We start from the raw sequence: 22,670 nt of genomic DNA on the forward strand, positions 1-22,670 counted from the left end.
AACCTACAAAATTTCGGCACCTGCTCCTATCGGTTTGGCCGGAGAGGCGAGGTTTTCCACGTTGTCCATGTGGGGCGCGCGGTGCTGCCACATTCTCGGTCGTCATTCCGGGATGCGCCGGCAGGCGCAGGCCGGAATCTATCGGGCCACACGTCACGCCGATAAATGGATTCCGGGTTGGCGCCAAATGGCGCGCCCCGGAATGACGTCTGCCCCGCGAAACCGTCAATTGACCTGACGCGGGCGCCCTCCTAAAACTCCGCCGTCATTGAAGAATTCGGGCCGAACCGCGGCATTCAGGGAGAACAACGATGCGTGACGTCTTTATCTGCGATGCCGTGCGGACCCCGATCGGCCGCTTCGGCGGCTCGCTCGCCAAGGTGCGCGCCGACGATCTCGCCGCCGCCCCGATCAAGGCGCTGATGGCCAAGCACCCCAATCTCGACTGGGCGCAGGTGGACGAAGTCTTCTTCGGCTGCGCCAACCAGGCTGGCGAGGACAACCGCAACGTCGCGCGCATGGCGCTCCTGCTCGCAGGTCTGCCGGATTCGGTTCCCGGCCAGACCCTGAACCGGCTCTGCGCCTCCGGCCTCGATGCGGTCGGCGCCGCGGGCCGCGCCATCCGTTCCGGCGAGATCGAGCTCGCCATTGCGGGCGGCGTCGAGTCGATGACCCGCGCGCCGTTTGTGATGGGCAAGGCGCAGGAAGCCTTCTCGCGTTCGGCCGAAATCTTCGACACCACGATCGGCTGGCGCTTCATCAATCCGCTGCTGAAGGCACAGTACGGCGTCGACGCCATGCCCGAGACCGGCGAGAACGTCGCCGAGGAATTCCAGGTCTCGCGCGCCGACCAGGACGCCTTCGCGATCCGCTCGCAGCAGCGCGCCGGCAAGGCGATCGCCTCCGGCTATTTCGCGGAAGAGATCACCCCGATCACCATTCCCGGCGGCAAGGCCGGCCCCATCACTGTCGACAAGGACGAGCATCCGCGTCCCGAGACCACGCTGGAAGGCCTCGCCAAGCTGAAGCCGATCGTGCGCAATCCGGGCACCGTCACCGCCGGCAACGCTTCCGGCGTCAATGACGGCGCTGCCGCGATGATCCTGGCGTCGGAGGCCGCTGTGAAGAAGCATGGCCTGACGCCCCGCGCCCGCATCCTCGGCCTCGCCTCGGCCGGCGTGCCGCCACGCATCATGGGCATTGGCCCGGTGCCCGCGACCCGCAAGCTGATGGAGCGCCTCGGCAAGAAGATCAGCGATTTCGACCTGATCGAGCTCAACGAGGCCTTCGCCTCCCAGGGCATCGCCTGCATGCGCCAGCTCGGCGTCGCCGATGATGCCGATTTCGTCAATCCGCATGGCGGTGCCATCGCGCTCGGTCATCCCCTCGGCATGAGCGGCGCGCGCCTCGCGCTCACCGCCGTCCACGGCATGGAAAAGCGTGGCGGCAAGCTCGCACTTGCCACCATGTGCGTCGGCGTCGGCCAAGGTGTCGCGGTCGCGATCGAGAAGCTGAACTGACGGGACGCGCAGCGTCCGTCATCCCGGGGCGGTGCACTCGCACCGAACCCGGGATCTCGAGATTCCGGGTTCAGCCCTGTCGGGTTGCCCCGGAATGACGAGGGAGAAACCAGCCCCATGATCATCGAGCGCGAGCAGGACGTCACGGCCGCAGCCCTGGCGGTGATGGAGCAGACCTCCGATCCGCGCATGCGCCAGATCATGCTCTCCCTGGTCAAGCATCTGCATGGCTTCGTCCGCGACGTCCGCTTGACCGAGAAGGAGTTTCGCGACGCCACCGCGATTGTGGCCGAGCTCGGTAAGCTCTCGACCGACACGCACAACGAAGTCGTGCTGATGGCAGGCTCGCTTGGCGTTTCCTCATTGGTGTGCCTGCTCAACAATGGCGATCAGGGCAATACGGAAACCGATCAATCGCTGCTCGGGCCGTTCTGGCGGCTGAACTCGCCAAGGGTGGAAAATGGCGGCTCGATCGTGCGCTCGGTGACGCCGGGCGCGCCGCTGTTCGTGAATGGACGTGTCGTGGACAAGGACGGCCGTCCCGTTGCGGGCGCCGAGGTCGATGTCTGGCACGCGTCCCCGGTCGGCCTCTACGAGAACCAGGACCCTGAACAGGCCGACATGAACCTGCGCGGCAAGTTCACGACCGACCAGGACGGGCGCTTCTCCTTCCGTTCGGTGATGATGATCGGCTATCCCATTCCGACGAACGGCGTGGTCGGCCGGCTGCTGACGGCGCAGGGCCGGCATCCCTATCGACCGGCGCATCTGCACGCCCTGATCTTCAAGCCGGGGTTCAAGGTGCTGATCTCGCAGGTCTACGATCCCGCCGATCCGCATATCGACAGCGACGTGCAGTTCGGGGTGACGCAGGCGCTGATCGGCAAGTTCCAGCGCCATGATACGCCGCATCCGAGCCTGCCCGACGTCGCATCGCCCTGGTATTCGCTCGACCACACCTACCGGCTTGAAGCCGGCGAGGCCGTGCTGCCGCGTCCGCCAATCAAATAGCACGCGCCCGCCGGGCCGGGACGCCCGCGAAACCGGCTTCCCCAAATTAGTTATATCCTATAATGATTGGCGGTATTCATTGACCGACCGGCCGGAGCAACATGGCCGGGGAGGAGTTCGCCAATGACGTTCATCTATCCCGCCGACAGCAACAAGGCGCATCCGCTGCCGCTGTCGCCCGACTACAAGAGCTCGATCAAGCGTGCGCCGAACAGGCCCTTGATCCCGATGCGCCATACCTTGTCGGAGCTCACCGGTCCGGTCTACGGCCATGAGACCGTGCGCCAGGGCGACAACGATCTCACCACCCAGCACAGCGGCGAGCCGATCGGCGAACGCATCATCGTTCACGGCCATGTGCGTGACGAGGACGGCCGCGGCGTACCGAACTCGCTGGTCGAGATCTGGCAAGCCAATTCCTGCGGCCGCTACGTTCATGTCCGCGACCAGCATCCGGCGCCGCTCGATCCGAATTTCACCGGCGCGGGCCGCACCGTGAGCGATGCCTCCGGCTATTATCGTTTTATCACGATCAAGCCCGGCGCCTATCCCTGGGGCAATCACCACAATGCATGGCGGCCGGCGCATATCCATCTGTCGGTGTTCGGCTATTCCTTCGTCACGCGCCTCGTGACGCAGATGTACTTTCCGAACGATCCGCTGTTTCCGTTCGACCCGATCTTCAACTCGGTGCCGGACGAGAAGGCGCGGGCGCGCATGGTCTCCTCGTTCGATCTCGAGAACACCCAGCCCGAATGGGCGCTGTGCTACCGCTTCGACATCGTGCTGCGCGGCAAGAACGCCACCCCCATGGAGAACCATTAAGTGCAAGAGTCTGTGAAGCCCGACGGGATCACGCCATCGCAAACGGTCGGTCCGTTCTTCAAATACGGCCTGACGCCGACCGGCGAGTACGCCTGGAACGATGCGTTCACCAACTCGACGCTGACCCCCGACGTCACGGGCGATCGCGTCCGTATCGAAGGCCGCGTGTTCGACGGCGACGGCGTCGCCGTGCCGGATTGCATGCTGGAGATCTGGCAGGCGGACGCGCAAGGCCGCTTCGCCGACCCGCAGGACAAGCGTGCGCTGCCGAATGCGAGTTTCCGCGGCTTTGCCCGTTGCGGCACCGACAAGGACGGCAATTATGCTTTCGAGACCATCAAGCCGGGCGTGGTGCCGGATCCCGACGGCAAGCCGCAGGCGCCGCACATCCTTCTTGCGGTGTTCGGCCGCGGCATGCTGCGGCATCTCTACACCCGCATCTATTTCAGCGACGACTCCGGGAACGCCGCCGATCCCGTGCTGGCACTGGTGCCCGCTGATCGCCGCGCCACGCTGATTGCCGTGCGGGAGGTTGGCAAGCCGGTCTACCGGCTCGACCTCCGGCTTCAGGGCGACAACGAGACGGTGTTCTTCGACGTGTGAGGCAAACGGTGCCGCTGACGCCAGATCGCAGGCACCGCATTTCTTATCCAGCGCAAGCGGCCAGCGACCTTGGTCTCCGGCCGCATGTGTCTCTGCTTTGTCTCTTCTTGCCTGTGCGTCAGTGCCGCTGACCCAAAACCGATTGAACAGCGACCAATTGCCGTAGTTTTGCGGAGCGTTTCTTTCACGATTGGCCCGGGGTGCAATCCCGTATTTACCACATTGATCTAGGCTGCACGCGGTTTCGGCGCACGCCCTGGGTCATTTCATGAAAATTCGTTTGTCGCTGTCCTCCGCGATCATCGCATTCGGAATCGTTCTCGCGATCGGCTTTGCAGCGGTGGTCTCCACCAGCCTCTATGCGCTCCGTGAGCTCAAGGTCGGCGGTCCGCTCTATTCCGACATCAAGCTGGGCTACGATCTCATCGCGGACATTCTGCCGCCGCCGGAATATGTCATCGAGGCCTATCTCGAGGCGACCCTGGCCATGCGCGAGCCGGATCAGCTGGCGGCCCACGGCGAGCGCCTGGTTCAGCTCCGCAAGGACTACGACGAGCGTAAGGCCTTCTGGGTCTCCTCCAGCCTCGCGGCCGACCTGAAGACGGCGCTGGTGTCGAAATCCGACGCCGAAGTGCAGAAGTTTTGGAAGGCGTCCGACCAGCTGCTGCCGGCCCTCAAGGCCAAGGACACGGCTGCATCCGAGCGCGCCTATGCCCAGGTCAAGGAGGCCTATACGGCGCATCGCGCCGTGATCGACAGCATTGTCGAGAGCGCCAACAAGCAGAATGCCGCCATGGAGAAGCTGGCCGCGGACCGCGACAGCTCGATGCTTTGGATCCTCCTCGGCGTCTCCGCCGCCGTCCTCGCCTTTGTTGCCGCGGGCCTGCTCGGCGTTGCCGTCGGCGTGGTGCGCCCGATCGTGCGCATGACGGACACGATGCAGAAGCTTTCGACCGGCGATCTCGCCGCCGACATTCCGTTCGCCCACCGCCAGGATGAGGTCGGCTCGATGGCGGGCGCGCTCGTGGTGTTCAAGCAGGCGGCGGTCGAGAATTCCCGTCTGCGCGAGGAACAATTGCGGCAGGAGCAGGAGGCGGCGCTGGCCAAACGTGGTGCGTTGCAACAGATGGCGGAGACCGTCGAGCGTGAGACCGGCCGCTCGGTCGACACCGCCAGCGCGGCGAGCCAAGGCGTGGAGCGGGCTGCCACCAGCCTGTCCGAGATTGCAAGTTCGCTCTCGGCGCAGTCGCAGGCCGTCGCCGCAGCCTCCACCCAGGCCCTCGGAAGTTCGCAGACCGTCTCGGCCGCGGCCGAGGAACTGAGCGCCTCGATCCGCGAGATCGCGAGCCAGGTCGCGAGGACCAGCTCGGTCACGAAATCGGCGGTCGCCGGCCGCGAGCAGGCGCGTTCGACCATCCAGGCGCTGGCCGGATCGGTGAAGAAGATCGCCGAGGTCTCCGACCTCATCGGCGGCATCGCCGGCCAGACCAACCTGCTGGCGCTCAACGCCACGATCGAGGCGGCGCGCGCCGGCGAGGCCGGCCGCGGCTTCGCCGTGGTCGCTGCCGAGGTGAAATCCCTGTCGGACCAGACCGCCAAATCCACCGAGGAGATCGCGCGGCTGATTGCCGAGATCCAGGCCTCGACGCAGGCCGCGGTCGATGCCGTCGAGACGATGGGAGGTCACATCGTCGAGATCGACGGCGTGGCGACGTCTGTCGCCGCTGCGATGGAAGAGCAGGACGCCGCGACGCGGGAGATCACGCGGTCGATTTCCAGATCGGCGTCTGCGGCCAAGGAGGTCTCGGCCAAGATCGGCAATGTCAGCCGCGACGCCGCCTCCGTGAACGAGCGCGCCGCCGAGGTCAGGCAGGCGATCGCCGGCATGGCGGCCAATCTCGAACAGCTGCGCTCGGTCGTGGTGCGGACCGTGCGCGACTCGACCGCGGCAGCCTGAGCCCGGCGGCATGTCGGCTGCTGGTGTGCGGGAGTGCAGATCGTGCAGGATGGCGCGGGACAGGGGCATCGTGGTTCATGACATCTCCACAATTGCCGGCGGTCGTTGAGGCCGCCCGACTGACAGCCGCGCTGCGCCGGGGCGGTGTGCTGGACGCCGGCGCGGTGCGCGAGGTCAAGGTGCTGCACCAGCGCGATACCCTCGTCTCCCATATCATCCGGCTGGGCCTGCGCTATGTCGGCGAATCCGCCGGCGCCCCGCAATCGCTGATCCTGAAGACCGCGAATGCCGCCTTCGCCGAGAAACTTGCCAATGGCGGCCGGCGCGAGGTGGAATACTACACGCGGCTGACGCCGAGCATGCCGCCGGGACTCGTGCCCCGCTGTTTCGACGGACATTTCGACGAGGACAGCCTCGCCTGGCATCTTCTGCTCGAGGACCTCACCGACAGCCACGCCATCGCGGCGGCTTGGCCGCTGCCGCCATCGCGCGAGCAGGCGATCGCGATCGTGACGACGCTCGCACGCTGGCACGCGGCGTGGTGGGACCATCCGGGCCTCGGCGATGCCGTCGGCACCTTCGCCAGCCCCGAGGACAGCGCGGAGCGCATGGAGACGTTCGCCGGACATTACGACCGCTTTGCCGATTATCTCGGTGACCGCCTCAGCGAGGAGCGGCGCACACTCTATCGGCGCCTGATCGATCAATCGGATCGGCTGTCCGAGCGCTACCATTCGCGCCGCCACCTCAGCATCACCCATGGCGATGCCCATGTCTGGAATTTCCTGCTGCCGCGCGTGGGCGTTGCGGACACCGTGCGGATCTTCGACTTCGACCTGTGGAGCATCAGCGTTCCAACCCACGACCTCGCCTACATGATGGCGATGCATTGGTATCCGGAGCGACGGCAGGCGCTCGAACGCTCGCTGCTCAATCTCTACCATGACACGCTGATCGAGGGCGGCATCGCCGGCTACACGCGCGGCGCGCTCGATCGCGACTATCGCTGGGCGGTGCTCTGGCAGATCACGAGGCCGGTCTGGCAGTGGAGCATCAACATCCCGCCGGTGATCTGGTGGAATAATCTGGAGCGGGTGATGGCAGCGGTGGATGATTTGGGCTGCGAGGAGTTGTTGGGCTAGGGCGCGCTACAATTTCGGTGTCGTCCCTGCGAACGCACTAGGGCATGCACATATCTCTGAGGCTCCATCCCGCCGCGACGGCGTGGAAGTATTCGAGGCCGTTCTTGAAGGTGATGGGGCCCGGCGGCTTGGACGATGGGTAGCCATCCCAGCCACCGAGACGGCCGATGATCCAGGCGGCCCAAGCGAGGCGGTCGGGCGGATATGGGTTCTTTAGTCGTTTGCTCGCGGCTTCGAGTTGCTGGTTGAGGGCAATGAGCGCGCCAATTTGGCTGGTGTCGAAGGCAACGCCAATAGGCTGGCGACTACCATTGCGGGCCTGCAGAAGCTGGATGGTGATGACGGCCGCCTTGGCGGCGATTGCGACCAGCTTGAGAAGCCGATCGGCGGATCCGATCTGGCTGTCTTCGAGCTTGAGGCCTTGCGTCTTCAGAGTGCGGAAGAACTGCTCGATAATCCAGCGCTGCTTGTACCATTGGACGATGCGCCAGGCGTCCTCGATGCCGGCAACCTCGTGAGAGGTGAGAAGCCGCCAGTGCAGCGGCTCTACGCCGGCTTCGACATTGACCTCTCGCACATCGACCACCGTCAATGGCAAGCTTTTCGGCAGATGGTGCAGGAACTTAGTCTGTGGGCGGGCAAGCTCGATTGCGTCAAAGCGAAGTTCGAGGTGGGCCAGGCGAGCGGGCCGCGCGGCGCGCGCAGGCAGTTGGATCGTACGCCGGTCCACCGCAGCCATGGCATCGCTGACCTGATACAGACTGCTGCGGTCGGCAAGCTTGCGATCATGCATGCTGCGCGCGATGATGTGGAAGTGTTGCTCAGCCGAGCTGGCATAGAGGGCAAAAATATCGCTCTCGCGATCCCCCAGCAACGTCACCACCGCGGCCTTGGCAAGCAGTGGTCGCGCCGCCACGGCAGAGGATATCCAGCGCTGCGATTCCTTGTCCGATAATTCCCGATCGTCGTGCGAGGTCGTGCGGCGACCTGCGCGCGTCCATATCTGCCCGCTCACAAGCCCAAGACAGCTGCCGTCATCGGCATCCACAGCCAGCAGCGGGTGCAGCAGCACGCCGTGGCTATTGCCTTTGCCGATTTCTCCGAGCCCGCGCCGGCTTTGCGGCGTGGTGTTGAAGTGGACCTCGCTGGTGTCCTGGATGGCCAGCACGTGGCGGCCTTCCACCGCAGCGACCGTGCTATCGCTCCAGCTTTCGATGATCCGCTCCACCGTCACCTTGTCATGGCCAAGAAAGCGGTTGAACCGCACTTCCAGCGCGCGGTTCCCCCTGGAGAGCTGTCGAAGGCAGACAGTTCTGCCCGCAACCATGCGTTCGACGAACGCCGCCCCCTTTATCGAGACGAAGATCCCCGAACCGGCCCAGCGTCCAGTCAATCCGTGACAACATCGCAGCACCCCGTCCGAACCATGGAGTGCAGCAATAGGAATCACACAGACTTCCGATTCTGGAATCCCCCAAGGCGGACCCGAGTCAATCCGCCGCACCAGATATGTGCATGCCCTAGTGCGAACGCAGGGACCCATAACCCCGGATCTACGCTCCGCTTCGCTGCGCTTGTCCGGGACGACAGCGGAGCTACTCCATCACCGCATGTTCCGGCCCGGCCGCCTGCCTGCGCAGCGTGGTCTTGGTCGAGCCGATCAGAAAAGCCAGCGGGATCGTGCAGAGGATGAAGACCATCACCAGCTGGTAGTCGTGGGCGAAGGCGATGATCTGCGCCTGCACGCTGACCATCCTGTCCGCCATGGCGCGGCCGGCGTCGGTTGAGAGATTGATCAGGCCGCTGACGCTGGGCATCTGCAGCGCGTGGTTGAACGGGTTGATGTGCTCGGAGAGAATCGCGTAGGTCCGCCGCGTTCCCTGCGTCAGCTCGGCGATGACGACGGAAATGCCGACCGAGCTCGCGACGTTGCGCATCAGGGTCAGCATCGCGGTGCCGTCGGTGCGCAGATCGTCCGAGAGCGTCAGGAACGCCACGGTCGACAGCGGCACGAAGACGAGGCCGAAGCCGAAGCCCTGGATGACGCTCACGGTGACGATCTCCGGCACCTGCGTCAGGTCGGTCCAGCCGGTCATCTGGAACAGCGAGCCCGCGGTCAGCGTCAGGCCTGAGATGATGAGCGTGCGCGCCTCAAAATAGCGCATCATGCGGCCGACCAGCATCATGGCGAAGAAGGTGCCGAGGCCCCGGCTCGCCAGCAGCAGGCCGGCGGTGATGATGGGATAGCCGATCACGTTCTGCATGTAGGGCGAGGCCAGCGCCATGGTCGAGAACAACACGAGACCCATCACGACCATGAATACGCAGCCGGTGACGAAGTTGCGGTCCCGGAACAGCGCGAAGCGGATGAACGGGGTCGAGGTCGTGAAGGAGTGCGCGAGGAAGAAGTAGAAGCCGACGGCCGAGACGATGAATTCGGCGACGATCTCGCCTGATTCGAACCAACCTAATTGCTCACCGCGATCGAGCGCGAGCTGGAGCGCGCCGATCGCGATCGCCAGCGCGGCGAAGCCGAACCAGTCGAATCTGAGGCTGAGGTCCTTTCTGGTCTCGTCCATGAACACGATCAGCCCGAGCACCGTGATGACGCCGAACGGCAGATTGACGAAGAACACCCAGTGCCAGGAATAGGTCTCGGTCAGCCAGGCGCCGAGAGAGGGGCCCATGATCGGGCCCATCATCACACCCATGCCCCAGATCGACATCGCCTTGGCACGCTCCTGGAGCGTGTAATAGTCGAGCATGACCGATTGCGACAGCGGCACCAGGGCGGCGCCGAACACGCCCTGCAGCAGGCGGAACAGCACCATCTGGTTGATGTCCTGCGCGAGGCCGCACAGCACCGAGGCCATGGTGAAGCCGGCCGAGCAGATGATGAAGATGCGCTTGCGGCCGAAGCGGTTGGCGATCCATCCCACCGGTGCCGTCATGATCGCGGCGGCGACGATGTAGGAGGTCAGCACCCAGTTGATCTGGTCCTGCGAGGCCGACAGCGTGCCCTGCATGTAGGGCAGGGCGACGTTGGCGATGGTGGTGTCCAGCGCCTGCATGATGGTCGCGGTCATGGCGCAGATCGTCACCATGTTACGGCGCAGGCCGGGGACCATCAGATTGGCGTTGGGACCGGACATCGGATCAGTCTTTGTCTTGTTGGTTTAGTCTTTGTCCTGGCTCGCGGTCGCCGACAGGCCGAAGAGGCCGGCGAGCGAGCGCCGATGGCCGGTGTCGATGGTGGCATAGACGCTCATACCGGCCTTCAGCTTCCGCACGTATTTGTCGGTCTCGTCGAAATAGATGCGGATCGGTACGCGCTGCACCACCTTGACGAAATTGCCGGTGGCGTTCTGCGGCGGCAGGATCGCAAATTGCGCGCCGGTGCCGGGCGAGAGCGAGCCGATCGTGCCCTTGAAGACGTGGTTCGGGAACGCGTCGACCTCGAGCGTGACGGGCTGCCCCACGGTGACATGGGTGAGGTCGCTCTCCTTCGGATTGGCATCGACCCAGGGATGGGCGACGTCGATGATGGAGAACACCGGCGTGCCGGCCGCGACGTAGCGTCCGAGCTGGATCTGCTCGACCTGCGTCGCCACGCCTTCCATCGGCGCGCGCAGCACGGTGTGGTCGAGGTTGCGCTGGGCGTCGTCCAGCTTGGCCTTGGCTTGCGCGTAGGGCGGGAATTGCTCAAGCGGCAATTCGGGGTCGCCGAGCAGCTGCGTCTTGGCGTTGGAGAGTTGCTGCTTGATGTATTGCGCCTGCCCGCCGGCGGTGACCAATGCAGTCGAGGCGTTGTCGAGGTCGAGCTGCGAGCCAAAATTGTTCTTCACCAGCGCCTGCTTGCGCTCGACATCGCGCTTCTTCAGATCGAAGCCCTGCTGGGCCAGATCGAGCATATCGCCATAGATCTTGATGTTGGCGACGAGGTTGTCATAGGTCGTGCGGGCCTGCGCGAGCTGCGCCTTGGCCTCGTTCACCGCGAGGCGGAACGGAACGGGGTCGATCTCGAACAGCTCGTCGCCGCGCTTGACCGACTGGCCCTCCTTCACGATCGCCTTCAGGATCTTGCCGGAGATGTCGGGCGTCACCAGCACCTTCTGGGCGCCGACATAGGCGTCGTCGGTCCCGACATAGCGGCCGCCATGCAGGTAGAAGGTGAGGCCGCCGATGGCGGCGACAACAGGCAGCACGACCAGGAGCAGGAAGCGGCGATAGCGGCGCAGGCCCGCCACCAGGCGGCGGCGCGGGTCGGTGCCGGCTTTCTTGGTGGGCTTGCCGCCGTCAGTCTTCTGCTCGGGCTGGAACTTGAGGACTTGGTCAGCCATAGCGCTGCTCCTTGCGTGCTTGCTCGGCGCCGGATGCCTGGATCGCAGTGCGCACGTTTTCCTTGATGGCCTCGGAGCTGGGTCAGCAGGCGGTGGGCGTCCGCCGGTGTGATGCCCTCGAGCGCGTTGGCGGTCAGCTCGGACTTCAGCCCGCTCATCCGGCCCAGCAATTGCCGGCCGGCCTTCTTGAGATACAGGCGCTTGACGCGGCGGTCCGAAGCGTCGCTGCGGCGCTCGATCCAGTCGTTGTCGCAGAGCTTGTCGATCAGCCGGGTCAGCGTGATCGGCTGCATCTCGAGCAGCTCGGCGAGTTCCGACTGCTTCATGCCCTCGCTGCGCTCGACCTTGGACAGCACGGCCCATTGGGCGCGGGTGATGCCGAAGCGGGATGCCTCCTTGTCGGCGTAGACGCGAAGCAGGCGATAGAGTTCGCCCAGCGTGAACAGGAAGTTTTGATCGACCGACCCGCGGCTCATGAGCTTGGTCTCCAATAAGCTTGGCATATAATAAGCAAGCTTATGATTATTCCCATGGCGAGTAAGAAGGGGCTGCCCCGCAGCGCCAGCATGGCTGACAGCCGTTTGCATGGTCGCGCTTTGGGTTCCCGAGCCCGGATGCTAAGATTGCCCACGCATGACCCTCGCCAAGCCGGCATTTCCCGCGCCCGATCACGATCACGGCCGCTGCACCGCGGATGCGCTGGCGCATGCCGAGGAAGTTTGCGAGCAGCGCGCGCAGAAATTCACGCCGATCCGCCGCCAGGTGCTGGCAGCGCTGCTCTCCAGTCACCGTCCCCTCGGCGCCTACGAGGTGATTGACGAGCTCGCCAAGTCGATGTCGCGGCCGGCGCCGATCACGGTCTATCGCGCGCTCGATTTCCTGATGGCCAACGGTCTCGTGCACCGCATCGAAAGCCGCAACGCCTACCTCGCCTGTGCCGCCCACGACCACGACGCAACCTCGGCGGTCGCGTTCCTGATTTGCGAGCGCTGCGGCCTGGTCGGCGAGATCCCGTCGGCCTCATTCGCCGGCGATCTCAATGCCGCGGCACGCAGCTCGGGCTTTGCTCCGAAGCTGTCCGTGGTGGAGATCACGGGCGTCTGCACCCATTGCCAGAAAGCTGCATAGAGCAACAACGGCGCAAAAGCCGGTTTTTCGGGAAGACATGTCCTCATCACAAGCCAACCACTCCGCCGCACGTCCCCTCAGTGCCGGCGCCATCGCCCTGATGCTCATGCTGTGCCTGACCTGGGGGTTCAACCAGATCGCGGTGAAGCTGGTGCTGCCGGACATCCCGCCGATGCTCCAGGCCACGATCCGCTCGGCAGGCGCGCTACCGGTGCTGTTCATCATCGGCACGTTTCGCGGCGTCAAATTCTTCGAGAACGATCACACCTGGAAGCCGGGCCTGATCGCCGGCCTGATGTTCGGCGTTGAATTCGTGCTGATCTTCCAGGGCCTGCGCCTCACCTCGGCCTCGCGCGCGGTGGTGTTCCTGTACACCGCGCCGTTCTTCGTTGCGCTCGGCTCCTACCAGGTGCTCGGCGAGCGGCTCGGTGCCTCGCAATGGCTGGGCCTCGCCATCAGCTTCGCCGGCGTCGCGCTCGCGATCGGCGTGCCGCAGGCCAATGTCGATGCGCATGTCCTGCTCGGCGATCTCATGATCGTCGGCGGCGCGGCGCTGTGGGCGGCAACCACGCTGGTGGCCAAGGGCACCCGGCTGCGGTTTGCGGCGCCCGAGAAGGCGCTGGGCTATCAAGTCGCCATCTCGATCCCGATCCTGGGGCTCGCGGCGTGGCTGTTCGGTGAGAGCATCACCCACACGCCGTCGCCGCTGTCGCTCGGCCTGATGGCGTTCCAGGCGATCTGGGTGGTTGGAACCACGTTCACGCTTTGGTTCGCGCTGGTGAAGGCGTATTCGGCCAGCAAATTGTCGGCTTTTACCTTCATCACCCCTTTGTTTGGCGTGGTCGGTAGCTATTTCATCATGCACGACACCCTAAGCCTGGCGTTCGGGGCGGCCGCCCTCCTTGTAATTGCTGGGCTTTTTCTGGTTAACCGTCCGAGTGCGGCCGTTCAGGAGCTCCCTCTCCCGTTGCCGCAAGCTCGTAAGGGAGCTCCTGAACCGGAGGCCGCACTCGATTCATAAGTTATTGATATCCCTTTGAATTCGAAGTCGCTCGGAGGCTCCGCAGCACGGGCGAACTTCAAATTCAAAGGAATACCGCCAAACGGCTGCGGCGCCGGCTGATGCATTGCTGAACGTCACCAAAACCTGATATTTGGACCCCATGAACAAGCCCGAAACCAGCATCGATTCCGACATCGCGGGGCCTGCGCCGCGCCATCGTACCACCCAGGTCAAGGTCGGCGACGTCGCCGTCGGCGGCGGTGCGCCGATCGTCGTGCAGTCGATGACCAACACCGACACCGCCGACATCGACGGTACCATCGCCCAGGTCGCAGCGCTCGCGCGCGCCGGCTCCGAGATGGTCCGCATTACCGTGGACCGCGAGGAAGCCGCGGCCGCCGTTCCGCACATTCGCGACGGCCTCGCCAAGCGCGGTATCAATACGCCGCTGATCGGCGACTTCCACTATATCGGCCACAAGCTGCTCGCGGCCTATCCGGCCTGCGCCGAGGCGCTCGCCAAGTACCGCATCAATCCCGGCAATGTCGGCTTCAAGGACAAGCGCGACACCCAGTTCGCCGACATCATCGAGATCGCCAACACGAACAACAAGCCGGTCCGCATCGGCGCCAATTGGGGCTCGCTCGACCAGGAGCTCCTGACCAGGCTGATGGACGAGAACGCGGCCTCCGCCAATCCGCGCGACGTCCGCGCCGTGACGCGCGAGGCCATGGTGCAGTCCGCGCTGCTCTCGGCGGCGCGCGCCGAAGAGCTCGGCATGCCGAAGAACCGCATCATCCTCTCCGCAAAAGTCTCGGCGGTGCAGGATCTGATCGCGGTCTATCAGGACCTCGCCAGCCGTTCCGATTACGCCATCCATCTCGGCCTGACCGAAGCCGGCATGGGCTCGAAGGGCATCGTGGCGTCCTCGGCCGCGCTCGGCATCCTGTTGCAGCAGGGCATCGGCGACACCATCCGCATCTCGCTGACGCCTGAGCCCGGCGGCGATCGCACCCGGGAGGTGCAGGTCGGCCAGGAGCTGCTGCAGACCATGGGCTTCCGCACCTTCGTGCCGCTGGTCGCGGCGTGCCCCGGCTGCGGCCGCACCACCTCGACCACGTTCCAGGAGCTGGCGCGCTCGATCCAGGATTTCATCCGCGACGAGATGCCCAATTGGAAGACGAAATATCCGGGGGTCGAGGAACTCAACGTCGCGGTGATGGGCTGCATCGTCAACGGTCCCGGCGAATCCAAGCACGCCAATATCGGCATCTCGCTGCCGGGCACCGGCGAAGCGCCGGCCGCGCCCGTCTTCGTCGACGGCAAGAAGTTCCGCACGCTGCGCGGCCCCACCATCTCCGCCGACTTCAAGGCGCTGGTGATCGACTATATCGAGCAGCGATACGGCCAGGGCGCGAAGCTGCCGGTGACCGCGACGGAGTAGGCGTCCTCCTCGACGTCGGAATCGTAGGGTGGGTTAGCGCAGCTAACCCGCCCTTTCTTTTGCGGGCGCGAAGCGGCGGGTTACGCTTCGCTAACCCGCCCTACATCGCTACGATACCTCCCAATCGACAACGATCGGGAGACACGCCATGAGCTCACTCGCCGGCAAGCAGGGTCCGCGTTATCGCCACACGGCCGAGGACGGCGCGCCCTACGAGACCATCGCGGTCGAAAAGCTCACGCCCATCATCGGCGCGGAATCTTGGGCGTGGACATCGGCAAGCTCCTCTCGGACGAAGCGCCGTCCAACCGGCAGATGGACGAGATCCACCGCGCGCTGGCGGAAAATCTCGTCATCTTCTTCCGCGACCAGCATATCACGCCGCAGCAGCATCTCGCCTTCGGCCGCAAGTTCGGCGAGCTGCACTTTCATCCCGCCGCGCCGCATGAGGACGAAGACCCGGCCCTGATGAAGATCTACGCCGACAAGAACTCGCCGCGCGCCAATGGCGAGGGCTGGCACTCCGACGTGTCCTGCGATCTCGAGCCGCCGATGGGCTCGATCCTCTACATCAAGCAATGCCCGCCGCGCGGCGGCGACACGCTGTTCGCCAACATGTACGCGGCCTATGAGGCTTTGTCGGAGCGCATGAAGGCCTATCTCGACGGCCTCACCGCCCTGCATGACGGCGAGCCGATCTATCGCGGGCTCTATGCGAATTACGGCGTTGCCGACAGGCCGAGTTATCCCCATGCCGAGCATCCCGTGGTGCGCACGCATCCGGTCACCGGCAAGAAGGCGCTTTACGTCAACCGCGGCTTCACCCGCCACATCAACGGCATCCCGCGCGATGAGAGCGATGCGATGCTGGCCTATCTGTACCAGCACGCCGAAAACCCGCTGTTCCAGTGCCGCTTCCGCTGGACCGAGAACGCCATCGCGTTCTGGGACAACCGCTGCACCCAGCACCGCGCGATGTGGGACTACTGGCCGCACACCCGCTCCGGCACGCGCGTGACGGTGAAGGGGGAGCGGCCGGTTTGATCGCTCTTCGTGACACGAGCGCTATCTTGCGTTGACCCGCCCCGATTCCCGCGCCAATCTTCCCGAAGACAAATCGCGGGCTTCGTCGGCCGCCCGCGGATCGCCGCGGCGGAGCAGGGCTTGGGGCAATCGCGCAGGATCATCGCTGGGCTGGTCGCGTCGATCCTGCTGTCGCCGCTCGCCCTTGTCGACGCCAGCGAGGCTGCTGCCGCGCGAAAGATAGCCAGACCCAAGCCGGGGCCGTCGCAACCGGCCAGATGCGAGATGCCGAGATTCAGGATCGTCGTGGATGTCGGGCACACGCCGGACTCTTACGGCGCGCTCAGTGCGCGCAACGATCCGGAGTTCGGCTTCAACTTCCGCCTCGCCAGGTTGATCACAGCAAAGCTCAAGTCTGAAGGCTTTGCCGAGACGCGGCTGCTCGTCACGGACGGCAAGGCGCGGCCGAGCCTGTTCAAGCGGGTCAGCGCCGCGAATGACGGCCGGGCCGATCTGTTCCTGTCGGTCCATCACGACCTCGGTGCCGGACAAGCTGCTCGAGACCTGGGAGTTCGACGGCGCAAAGAGCTATTTCAGCGACCGCTTTTCGGGCCACTCGCTGTTCGTGTCGCGGCAGAATCCGCACTTCGCGACCAGCCTGATGCTGGCCCGGATGATCGGCGGGCAGCTGAAGGAGCAGGGCCTGCACTATGCCAGCCAGTACACTCTGCCGGTGATGGGCCGCTATCGCCGCCAGTTGCTCGACAAGGATGTCGGTGTCTACCGCTATGACCGGCTCGTCGTGCTGTCGCGGACGCGGAGCGCCGCGGTGCTGCTGGAGGCCGGCTCGATCATCAACCGCGACGAGGAAATGGAGATGAACTCGCCGGAGCGGCACGAAGCGGTCGCGGGCGCCGTCGCGGCCGCGATGAGGCAGTTCTGCGAGAGGCGGTAGATTGCTTCGCTGCGCTCGCAATGACGAAAAGTTACAGCGGCCCGCCCCGATATTCCCGGTTCGCCAGGCTTGCCTCCTCCAGATCCAGGTCGCGCTCGATCCGCCGCCGTGTCTCGTCGGTGATCTGGCCGTCGCGCAGCAGGTTGTGAATGAATTTGCGTTCGGCGGCGATCAAGTCGCGGGTCAGCGCGGTGCCGGCGGCGGACACGTCGTGGTGGCCGGGGTCGAGTGAATCCGGCAGCTGGTTGACGCGGATGTCGTGCCGCGCGCGCATCAGCCGCATCACTTCTTCGGACACTTCCTTCTGCGCGGTCAGTACGTCGAGCGATTTCAGCGCGGCATCGAGCGCCTGGCGGCGGGCGGCGATCTCGGCCTCGTGCTCGGCGGCGTGCTCGGTGCGGCCGGCCTCGGCGACGCCGAGCCAGCGCACCACCGGCGGCAACGTCAGGCCGACGCCGATCAGCGTGACGAAGATGACACCGAAGGCGACGAACAGGATCAGGTCGCGATACGGAAAAGCCTCGCCATTCGGCAGCGTGAACGGCAGCGCCAGCGCGGCCGCGAGCGAGACCGCGCCGCGCACGCCGGTGAAGGCGAGCACGAACGGCCATTGCCATGGTGGCGACGGATCGCGCTGGCGCAGCGACTTGCTGAGCATCCGCGGCAGATAGGTTGCCGGATAGAGCCAGGCGAAGCGCGCGATCACGACGATCATCAGGACCACCGCGGTTGCGATCAGGATGTCGTCGAGCGGAAATGACTTCGATTTCTCGTAGAGCGCGCGCATCTGGAAGCCGGTGAGCAGGAACAGCACGCCTTCGATCAGGTAGATCACGAGGTCCCAGAAGAAAATGCCTTGCAGCCGCGTCGCGGACGAGATCAGCAGCGGGCCGTTCCAGCTCACATAGAGCCCGCAGGCGACCGTCGCGATCACGCCGGAGCCGCCGACATGCTCGGGCAGCCAATAGGACACGTAGGGCGTGATCAGCGACAGCGTCAGCTCGACCTGCGGGTCTCCGGACCATTTGCGGAAGCGAAGGGAGAGCCAGCCGACGCCGATGCCGAAGGCGATCTCGCTGGCGACGATAAGGAGGAATTCGCCGGCCGCAAGCGGCAGCGAGAAATGCCCGACCATGATCGCGGCAAGCGCAAAGCGGTAGAGGATCAGCGCGGTGGCATCGTTGGCGAGCCCTTCACCCTCGAGGATAACCAGGAGTCGCCGCGGCATATTGAGCCGGCGCGCGATCGCGAGCGGCGCCACCACGTCGGGCGGCGCGACGATGGCGCCGAGCAGGAAGCCGATGGTCCAGGGCAGGCCGATTACGTAATGCGTCGCGGCCGCCACCATCGCCGCGGTGAAGACCACCGCGCCGACCGCGAGCAGCACGATGGGGCGCAAATTCTTCCTGAACTCGCGCCAGCTCATGGCGACGCTCGCCGAGTAGATCAGCGGCGGCAGCACCATCAGCAGCACCAGTTCCGGCGGCAATTCCACCTGGGGCATGCCAGGCACGAAGGCGAGGCCGACGCCGGCCAGCATCAGCAGGATGGCGGGCGCGATGTTGAGGCGGCGTGCGGCCAGCGCCACGCCTGCCAATACGGCAAGCAGGATGAGGAAAGTCTGAAACTTCGCTTCCATGGCAGCCTGTCTTGACCCGGAAGCGACCGCAACGTCAATGCGCGGCTTACGCCAGCCGCTCAGCCACCATCCGACCGATCCGCGCGAACACGGCCTCGATCTGCGCCGCATTCGGCGCGCCGCCCTGGACGTAGGCCGTGATCAGGATCGGCGTGTCGGGTTTGGGCCAGGCCACTGCGATGTCGCCCGCTGCATCCTTGCCGTTGTAGCCGGTCTTGTCGCCGATGGTCCAGCTTGCGGGCAGGCCGCCGCGCAGCCGGTTCGCGCCGGTCTTGCAGTTCACCATCCAATCCGTGAGCAGGGCACGCGAGGCCGGCGACAGGGCGTCGCCGACCACCAGACGCCGCAAATTGCCCGTCATCGCCGCCGGCGTCGTGGTGTCCTGGGGATTGCCGGGCGGCGAGCGGTTGAGCTCCGGCTCGTTATGATCGAGCCGCGAGGTGGTATCGCCAATCGACCGCCAGAATGCGGTGAGGGCCGCCGGCCCGCCGATCCGTGCCAGCAGCAGATTGGCGCAGGTGTTGTCGCTGAGCTCGACGATCGCCTTGCACATGTCGGCGACCGACATCGTGCCGGCCGCGAGATTCTGCTTGGCGACCGGCGCATATTCCAGCAGGTCGGCCTTGCCGTAGGGGATCATGGCCGCGAGCTGCTCTTCGCCGCGACCGACCCGCGCCAGCACGCAGGCCGCGAGCGAGACCTTGAAGGTCGAGCACATGACGAAGCGCTCATCGGCGCGCCAGCTGAGCTTTGCGCCGGTCGCAAGGTTCTCCGCATGGAGCCCGACGCGCCCGCCGCTCTCGCGCTCGTAGGCTCCGAATTCAGGCGGCGCCTCCGCGGCAAGCGCGGGAGACGCAGCCATCCAGCAGAGCGAGGCGAGCAGAGAACGGCGATCGAGCGGCATGGGAGGCTTTCAGGGGCGCCGGGGGTGGGAAATGAAGCAGATGCCGCATCCGCGTCGTCATTGCGAGGAGCGAAGCGACGCGGCAATCCAGTCTGTCTCCCCGGAGCGATTCTGGATTGCTTCGTCGCGAGGGCTCCTCGCAATGACGCGGCGAGAGTTGCGATCGCAATGACGGAGAATGGAGAACGAGTGCGACAGATTTCGGGCGGCCGAAGATCGGGCGGCGTCACTCCCTCAGGTCGTAGCGATACGATTTCGACACGATCTGCCAGCCGTCGGCGAGCTTCATCGCCACCAAATAATCGGTGAAGTAGCGCGGCGGCAATTGGCACCGGACCTTGATGAAGGCAGTCTTCTCGTCCGAACGGTCGATGGTGACGATGAAATCCTCGCGCGGCTTGCCCTCGGCCTTGGCGGAGGGGCGCTTGCGCACGCGATCGAGCCAGTCGGGCACAGTCAGCACCTGCAACTCGCCCTTCTCGACCCAGCGCAAATCAGCCGACGGATGGAAGATGGCGCCGAGCTTTTCGGCGTCGCCCTCGTAAAGGCCGTCAAAATAGGATTGCACGACGGCTTCGACGCTCGAACGGTTCTGGCTCATGGATCATCCTTTTGCATGATGGCTTGCGGCGAACTTAGTCGTAGACATCAAAATGCGCTATGGGTGTGTCAGCCATTTGCGCCGGGGCTTGCCATGACCGGATCAGAAAATTCGAACGCGCGTATCTTGACCGGCGAATGCTACTGCCGCACCGTCCGCTTCGAGGTGGCCGACGCGTTCTCCTATGCGATGAACTGCCATTGTTCGAATTGCCGACGTACCACCGGCTCGGCCTTCAAGCCGTTTGCCGGCATCCCGCAGGACAAGCTCCGCATCGTCAGGGGTGGCGACCAGCGCCTCATTTTCGGCGACGCCACCGCCCATGACGCCCATTGTCGACGATGCGGCTCGCTGCTTTACTCCCGGGTGCGCGACGGACAATGGGTCCATGTCGCCATGGGAGCCCTGGTCGATGCCCCTTCGATCCAGCCGAGCGCCCATATTTTCGTAGGCTCGAAGGCGCCCTGGCACCAAATTACGGATAATCTGCCGCAATATCGGGGGCATATCGGCGACGGCTGAGGGAACTCGGCCGGAACGCCGGCCTGGCAGCGAACCCCGGCTGCGCTGGCGCGACAAACAAAGGGGGCTTTCGGGCGGCTGGCCGGTGCGGTCTTCGTGACCTCCATCACAAGCATCGCCGCCGGATCCTGCTAAAGCGGTCCCAAAGGGGGCTCGAGACGCCCCGAACTTCGGAAGTCGTGTCATGCGCAATCTGCTCAGACTCTGCCCGCTTTTCCTCGCCGCCGCGCTGCTATTCGGCGCGGATCCCGCCTTCGCCGGAAAGCGCGTCGCGCTGGTGCTCGCCAACTCGGCGTATCAGCACGCGCCCTCGCTCGCCAACCCCGTCAATGACGGTGCGGTGATGGCGAAGACGCTGAAGGAGGCCGGTTTCGATATCGTCGATTCCCGGCACGATTTGTCCGCGCAGGACACCCGGCGCGTGCTGCGCGATTTTGCCGACGCGACCCGCACGGCCGACATCGCCGTGGTTTACTATGCCGGCCACGGCATCGAGGTCGAGGGCTCCAACTATCTGATCCCGGTCGACGCCAAGCTCGAGCGCGACACCGACGTCTATGACGAGGCGCTCTCGCTCGACCGCGTCCTCGTCGCCGTCGAGCCTGCCAAGCAGCTCCGCCTGGTGATCCTGGATGCCTGCCGCGACAATCCTTTCGCCAAGAGGATGAAGCGCACGATTGCCTCGCGCGCCATGGGGCGGGGCCTCGCACAAGTCGAGCCGACCAGCCCCAACACGCTGATCGCCTATTCGGCGAAGGCCGGCTTCACCGCCCAGGACGGCGATGGCGCCAACAGCCCCTTTACGGTGGCGCTGTCGAAATATCTGACGACGCCGGGCCTCGATGTCCGCCGCGCCTTCGGTTTCGTGCGCGACGAGGTGCTCAAGTCGACCGGCAACAAGCAGGAGCCGTTCGTCTACGGCTCACTCGGCGGCGAGGACGTGCCGTTGGTTCCGGTCAAGGTGGTGGCCGCTGCGCCCGTCGCGCCGGTGGCGAACCCGCAGGCCGATATCCGCCGCGACTACGAGCTCGCGCTGCAGGTTGGCAACAAGGCGGCATGGGACGCCTTCCTCGCCCAGCATCCCGATGGCTTCTATGCAGATCTCGCCAAGCTCCAGGTCGAAAAGCTTGGTGCCGAGCAGGCCCATGCAGCGGCTATCGCGAAGGCGAAGCAGGCCGAGGCCGAGCGCGATCGCCTCGCGGCCCTCGGCGCCCAGAAGGACGCGCAGGCCAAAGCCGCGGCCGATGCCAAAGCCGCCGAGCAGGCCCAGCTTGCCGCGCAGAAGGCGAAGGAGCAGGCGCAGCAGCAGGCGGCTGCCGCCGAGCAGCAGCGCGTCAACCTCGCCGCCACGGCCCCGAGCGCCGCGCCGGCCAGCACGGCAGGCCCGGCCGGCACCAATGTCGCCTCGCTGACGCCGCCGACCGCGCCGGCCGATCTCAACCGGTCGGTGCAGACCGAGCTCGGCCGTGTCGGCTGCTTCTCGGGCTCGGCCGACGGCAACTGGAATACGTCCTCGCAGCGCTCGCTGTCGCAGTTCAATCGCTATGCCGGCACCAAGCTCGACGTGAAGGTCGCGAGCACCGACGCGCTCGATGCGGTCAAGGCCAAGCCGGCGCGGGTCTGCCCGCTGGTTTGCGAGCACGGCTTCAAGGCCGACGGCGACAAATGCACGAAGATCGTCTGCCGCGAGGGCTATGCGGTCAACGACGACAATGAGTGCGAGAAGCAGCGCGCCGCAAGGCCGGCCAAGCCGGCGACGGCAAAGCGCGATGACGGTGACGAGCGTCCCGCCCGGCAGCGTCGTCAGGCCGGCGGTGCTGGCGCTGGCACGGCGGGCGGCTATGGTGCCGCGGCCGGCATTGCCGCCGCGGCTGGTGCCAGCCGTCCCTCCGGCGGCGGTCAGATATTCTGCAACAGCCTCGGTTGCCGTCCCGTCAACCGCGGCTGCCATCTCGAATATCGCGGCGGCGGCGGCCCCCACGTCGACGCTAATGTCGAGGTGTGTCGCTGAGGGGCATGCGTGGTCGAGAGCGTCGTCCGGCAAGGCTCGGAC

17 protein-coding genes and 3 pseudogenes are annotated in these 22,670 nt (G+C 65.4%); 13 read left to right on the forward strand and 7 right to left on the reverse strand.

The features are described 5' to 3' along the window. Positions 1–311 precede the first annotated feature (311 nt). The 6 genes from pcaF to ACETMP_RS25050 all read left to right on the forward strand — a co-directional run bounded on the left by pcaF (position 312) and on the right by ACETMP_RS25050 (position 7,058). Positions 312–1,520, forward strand: coding sequence for a 3-oxoadipyl-CoA thiolase (gene pcaF, locus ACETMP_RS25025; RefSeq protein WP_257179250.1), 1,209 nt, complete (start codon positions 312–314; stop codon positions 1,518–1,520). Between the two features lie 117 nt (positions 1,521–1,637). Next, positions 1,638–2,531 carry a dioxygenase gene (locus ACETMP_RS25030; RefSeq protein WP_375158250.1) on the forward strand — a complete coding sequence of 298 codons (894 nt, stop codon included), beginning with the start codon at positions 1,638–1,640 and terminating at the stop codon, positions 2,529–2,531. A 123-nt stretch (positions 2,532–2,654) separates the two neighbouring features. Further along, positions 2,655–3,356, forward strand: a complete 702-nt coding sequence (gene pcaH / locus ACETMP_RS25035) for a protocatechuate 3,4-dioxygenase subunit beta (protein ID WP_375158251.1) — start codon at positions 2,655–2,657, stop codon at positions 3,354–3,356. Further along, complete coding sequence (gene pcaG, locus ACETMP_RS25040) at positions 3,357–3,959, forward strand: protocatechuate 3,4-dioxygenase subunit alpha (protein ID WP_375158252.1); 603 nt, start codon at positions 3,357–3,359, stop codon at positions 3,957–3,959. It begins immediately after the preceding gene. 268 nt (positions 3,960–4,227) lie between these two features. Then, complete coding sequence (locus tag ACETMP_RS25045) at positions 4,228–5,916, forward strand: methyl-accepting chemotaxis protein (RefSeq protein WP_375158253.1); 1,689 nt, start codon at positions 4,228–4,230, stop codon at positions 5,914–5,916. 77 nt (positions 5,917–5,993) lie between these two features. Beyond that, a complete protein-coding gene (locus ACETMP_RS25050; RefSeq protein WP_375158254.1) occupies positions 5,994–7,058 on the forward strand; it encodes a phosphotransferase in 1,065 nt (354 codons plus the stop codon). 37 nt (positions 7,059–7,095) lie between these two features. Here the strand turns inward: ACETMP_RS25050 and ACETMP_RS25055 are convergent, their stop codons facing one another. The 4 genes and pseudogenes from ACETMP_RS25055 to ACETMP_RS25070 form a co-directional block, all read right to left on the reverse strand. After that, the gene (locus ACETMP_RS25055) at positions 7,096–8,508 is read right to left on the reverse strand and encodes an IS4 family transposase (protein WP_375157370.1); all 1,413 of its coding nucleotides are present in this window, start codon (positions 8,506–8,508) and stop codon (positions 7,096–7,098) included. A 145-nt stretch (positions 8,509–8,653) separates the two neighbouring features. After that, positions 8,654–10,210 (reverse strand): MDR family MFS transporter, encoded by a 1,557-nt coding sequence (locus ACETMP_RS25060; RefSeq protein WP_375158255.1) that lies wholly within the window; start codon positions 10,208–10,210, stop codon positions 8,654–8,656. 24 nt (positions 10,211–10,234) lie between these two features. Further along, a complete protein-coding gene (locus tag ACETMP_RS25065) occupies positions 10,235–11,398 on the reverse strand; it encodes an HlyD family secretion protein (RefSeq protein WP_375158256.1) in 1,164 nt (387 codons plus the stop codon). Continuing rightward, a pseudogene (locus ACETMP_RS25070) lies at positions 11,391–11,874 on the reverse strand (MarR family winged helix-turn-helix transcriptional regulator). Before ACETMP_RS25070 ends, ACETMP_RS25065 begins: the two are co-directional and overlap by 8 nt. Before the next feature lie 157 nt (positions 11,875–12,031). Here ACETMP_RS25070 and ACETMP_RS25075 point away from each other — a divergent pair. The 5 genes and pseudogenes from ACETMP_RS25075 to ACETMP_RS25095 all read left to right on the forward strand — a co-directional run bounded on the left by ACETMP_RS25075 (position 12,032) and on the right by ACETMP_RS25095 (position 16,951). Continuing rightward, a complete protein-coding gene (locus ACETMP_RS25075) occupies positions 12,032–12,526 on the forward strand; it encodes a Fur family transcriptional regulator (RefSeq protein WP_028133798.1) in 495 nt (164 codons plus the stop codon). 37 nt (positions 12,527–12,563) lie between these two features. After that, complete coding sequence (locus ACETMP_RS25080) at positions 12,564–13,547, forward strand: DMT family transporter (RefSeq protein WP_375158257.1); 984 nt, start codon at positions 12,564–12,566, stop codon at positions 13,545–13,547. Positions 13,548–13,689: 142 nt separating this feature from the next. Next, a complete protein-coding gene (gene ispG, locus ACETMP_RS25085; RefSeq protein WP_375158258.1) occupies positions 13,690–14,973 on the forward strand; it encodes a flavodoxin-dependent (E)-4-hydroxy-3-methylbut-2-enyl-diphosphate synthase in 1,284 nt (427 codons plus the stop codon). A 148-nt stretch (positions 14,974–15,121) separates the two neighbouring features. Further along, positions 15,122–16,017, forward strand: a pseudogene (locus tag ACETMP_RS25090) (TauD/TfdA dioxygenase family protein). A 120-nt stretch (positions 16,018–16,137) separates the two neighbouring features. Further along, positions 16,138–16,951 (forward strand): annotated as a pseudogene (locus tag ACETMP_RS25095) (N-acetylmuramoyl-L-alanine amidase). Between the two features lie 31 nt (positions 16,952–16,982). On the opposite strand, the gene ACETMP_RS25100 reads toward ACETMP_RS25095, so the two are convergent. The 3 genes from ACETMP_RS25100 to ACETMP_RS25110 all read right to left on the reverse strand — a co-directional run bounded on the left by ACETMP_RS25100 (position 16,983) and on the right by ACETMP_RS25110 (position 20,095). Beyond that, positions 16,983–18,590, reverse strand: coding sequence for a Na+/H+ antiporter (locus tag ACETMP_RS25100; protein WP_375158259.1), 1,608 nt, complete (start codon positions 18,588–18,590; stop codon positions 16,983–16,985). Positions 18,591–18,636: 46 nt separating this feature from the next. Continuing rightward, on the reverse strand, positions 18,637–19,494 hold the full coding sequence (gene bla / locus ACETMP_RS25105; protein WP_375158260.1) for a class A beta-lactamase: 858 nt from the start codon (positions 19,492–19,494) through the stop codon (positions 18,637–18,639). A 226-nt stretch (positions 19,495–19,720) separates the two neighbouring features. Beyond that, a complete protein-coding gene (locus tag ACETMP_RS25110; protein ID WP_028133806.1) occupies positions 19,721–20,095 on the reverse strand; it encodes a nuclear transport factor 2 family protein in 375 nt (124 codons plus the stop codon). 93 nt (positions 20,096–20,188) lie between these two features. On the opposite strand from ACETMP_RS25110, the gene ACETMP_RS25115 reads away from it, so the two are divergent. Both ACETMP_RS25115 and ACETMP_RS25120 read left to right on the forward strand, forming a co-directional pair. Beyond that, positions 20,189–20,617 (forward strand): GFA family protein, encoded by a 429-nt coding sequence (locus tag ACETMP_RS25115; protein WP_375158261.1) that lies wholly within the window; start codon positions 20,189–20,191, stop codon positions 20,615–20,617. Positions 20,618–20,801: 184 nt separating this feature from the next. Then, positions 20,802–22,628 (forward strand): caspase domain-containing protein, encoded by a 1,827-nt coding sequence (locus ACETMP_RS25120; protein WP_375158262.1) that lies wholly within the window; start codon positions 20,802–20,804, stop codon positions 22,626–22,628. The last annotated feature ends 42 nt before the right edge of the window (positions 22,629–22,670 follow it).

The organism is Bradyrhizobium dasycarpum, from assembly GCF_042019905.1.
GTDB classification, from domain to species: Bacteria; Pseudomonadota; Alphaproteobacteria; order Rhizobiales; family Xanthobacteraceae; genus Bradyrhizobium; species Bradyrhizobium japonicum_B.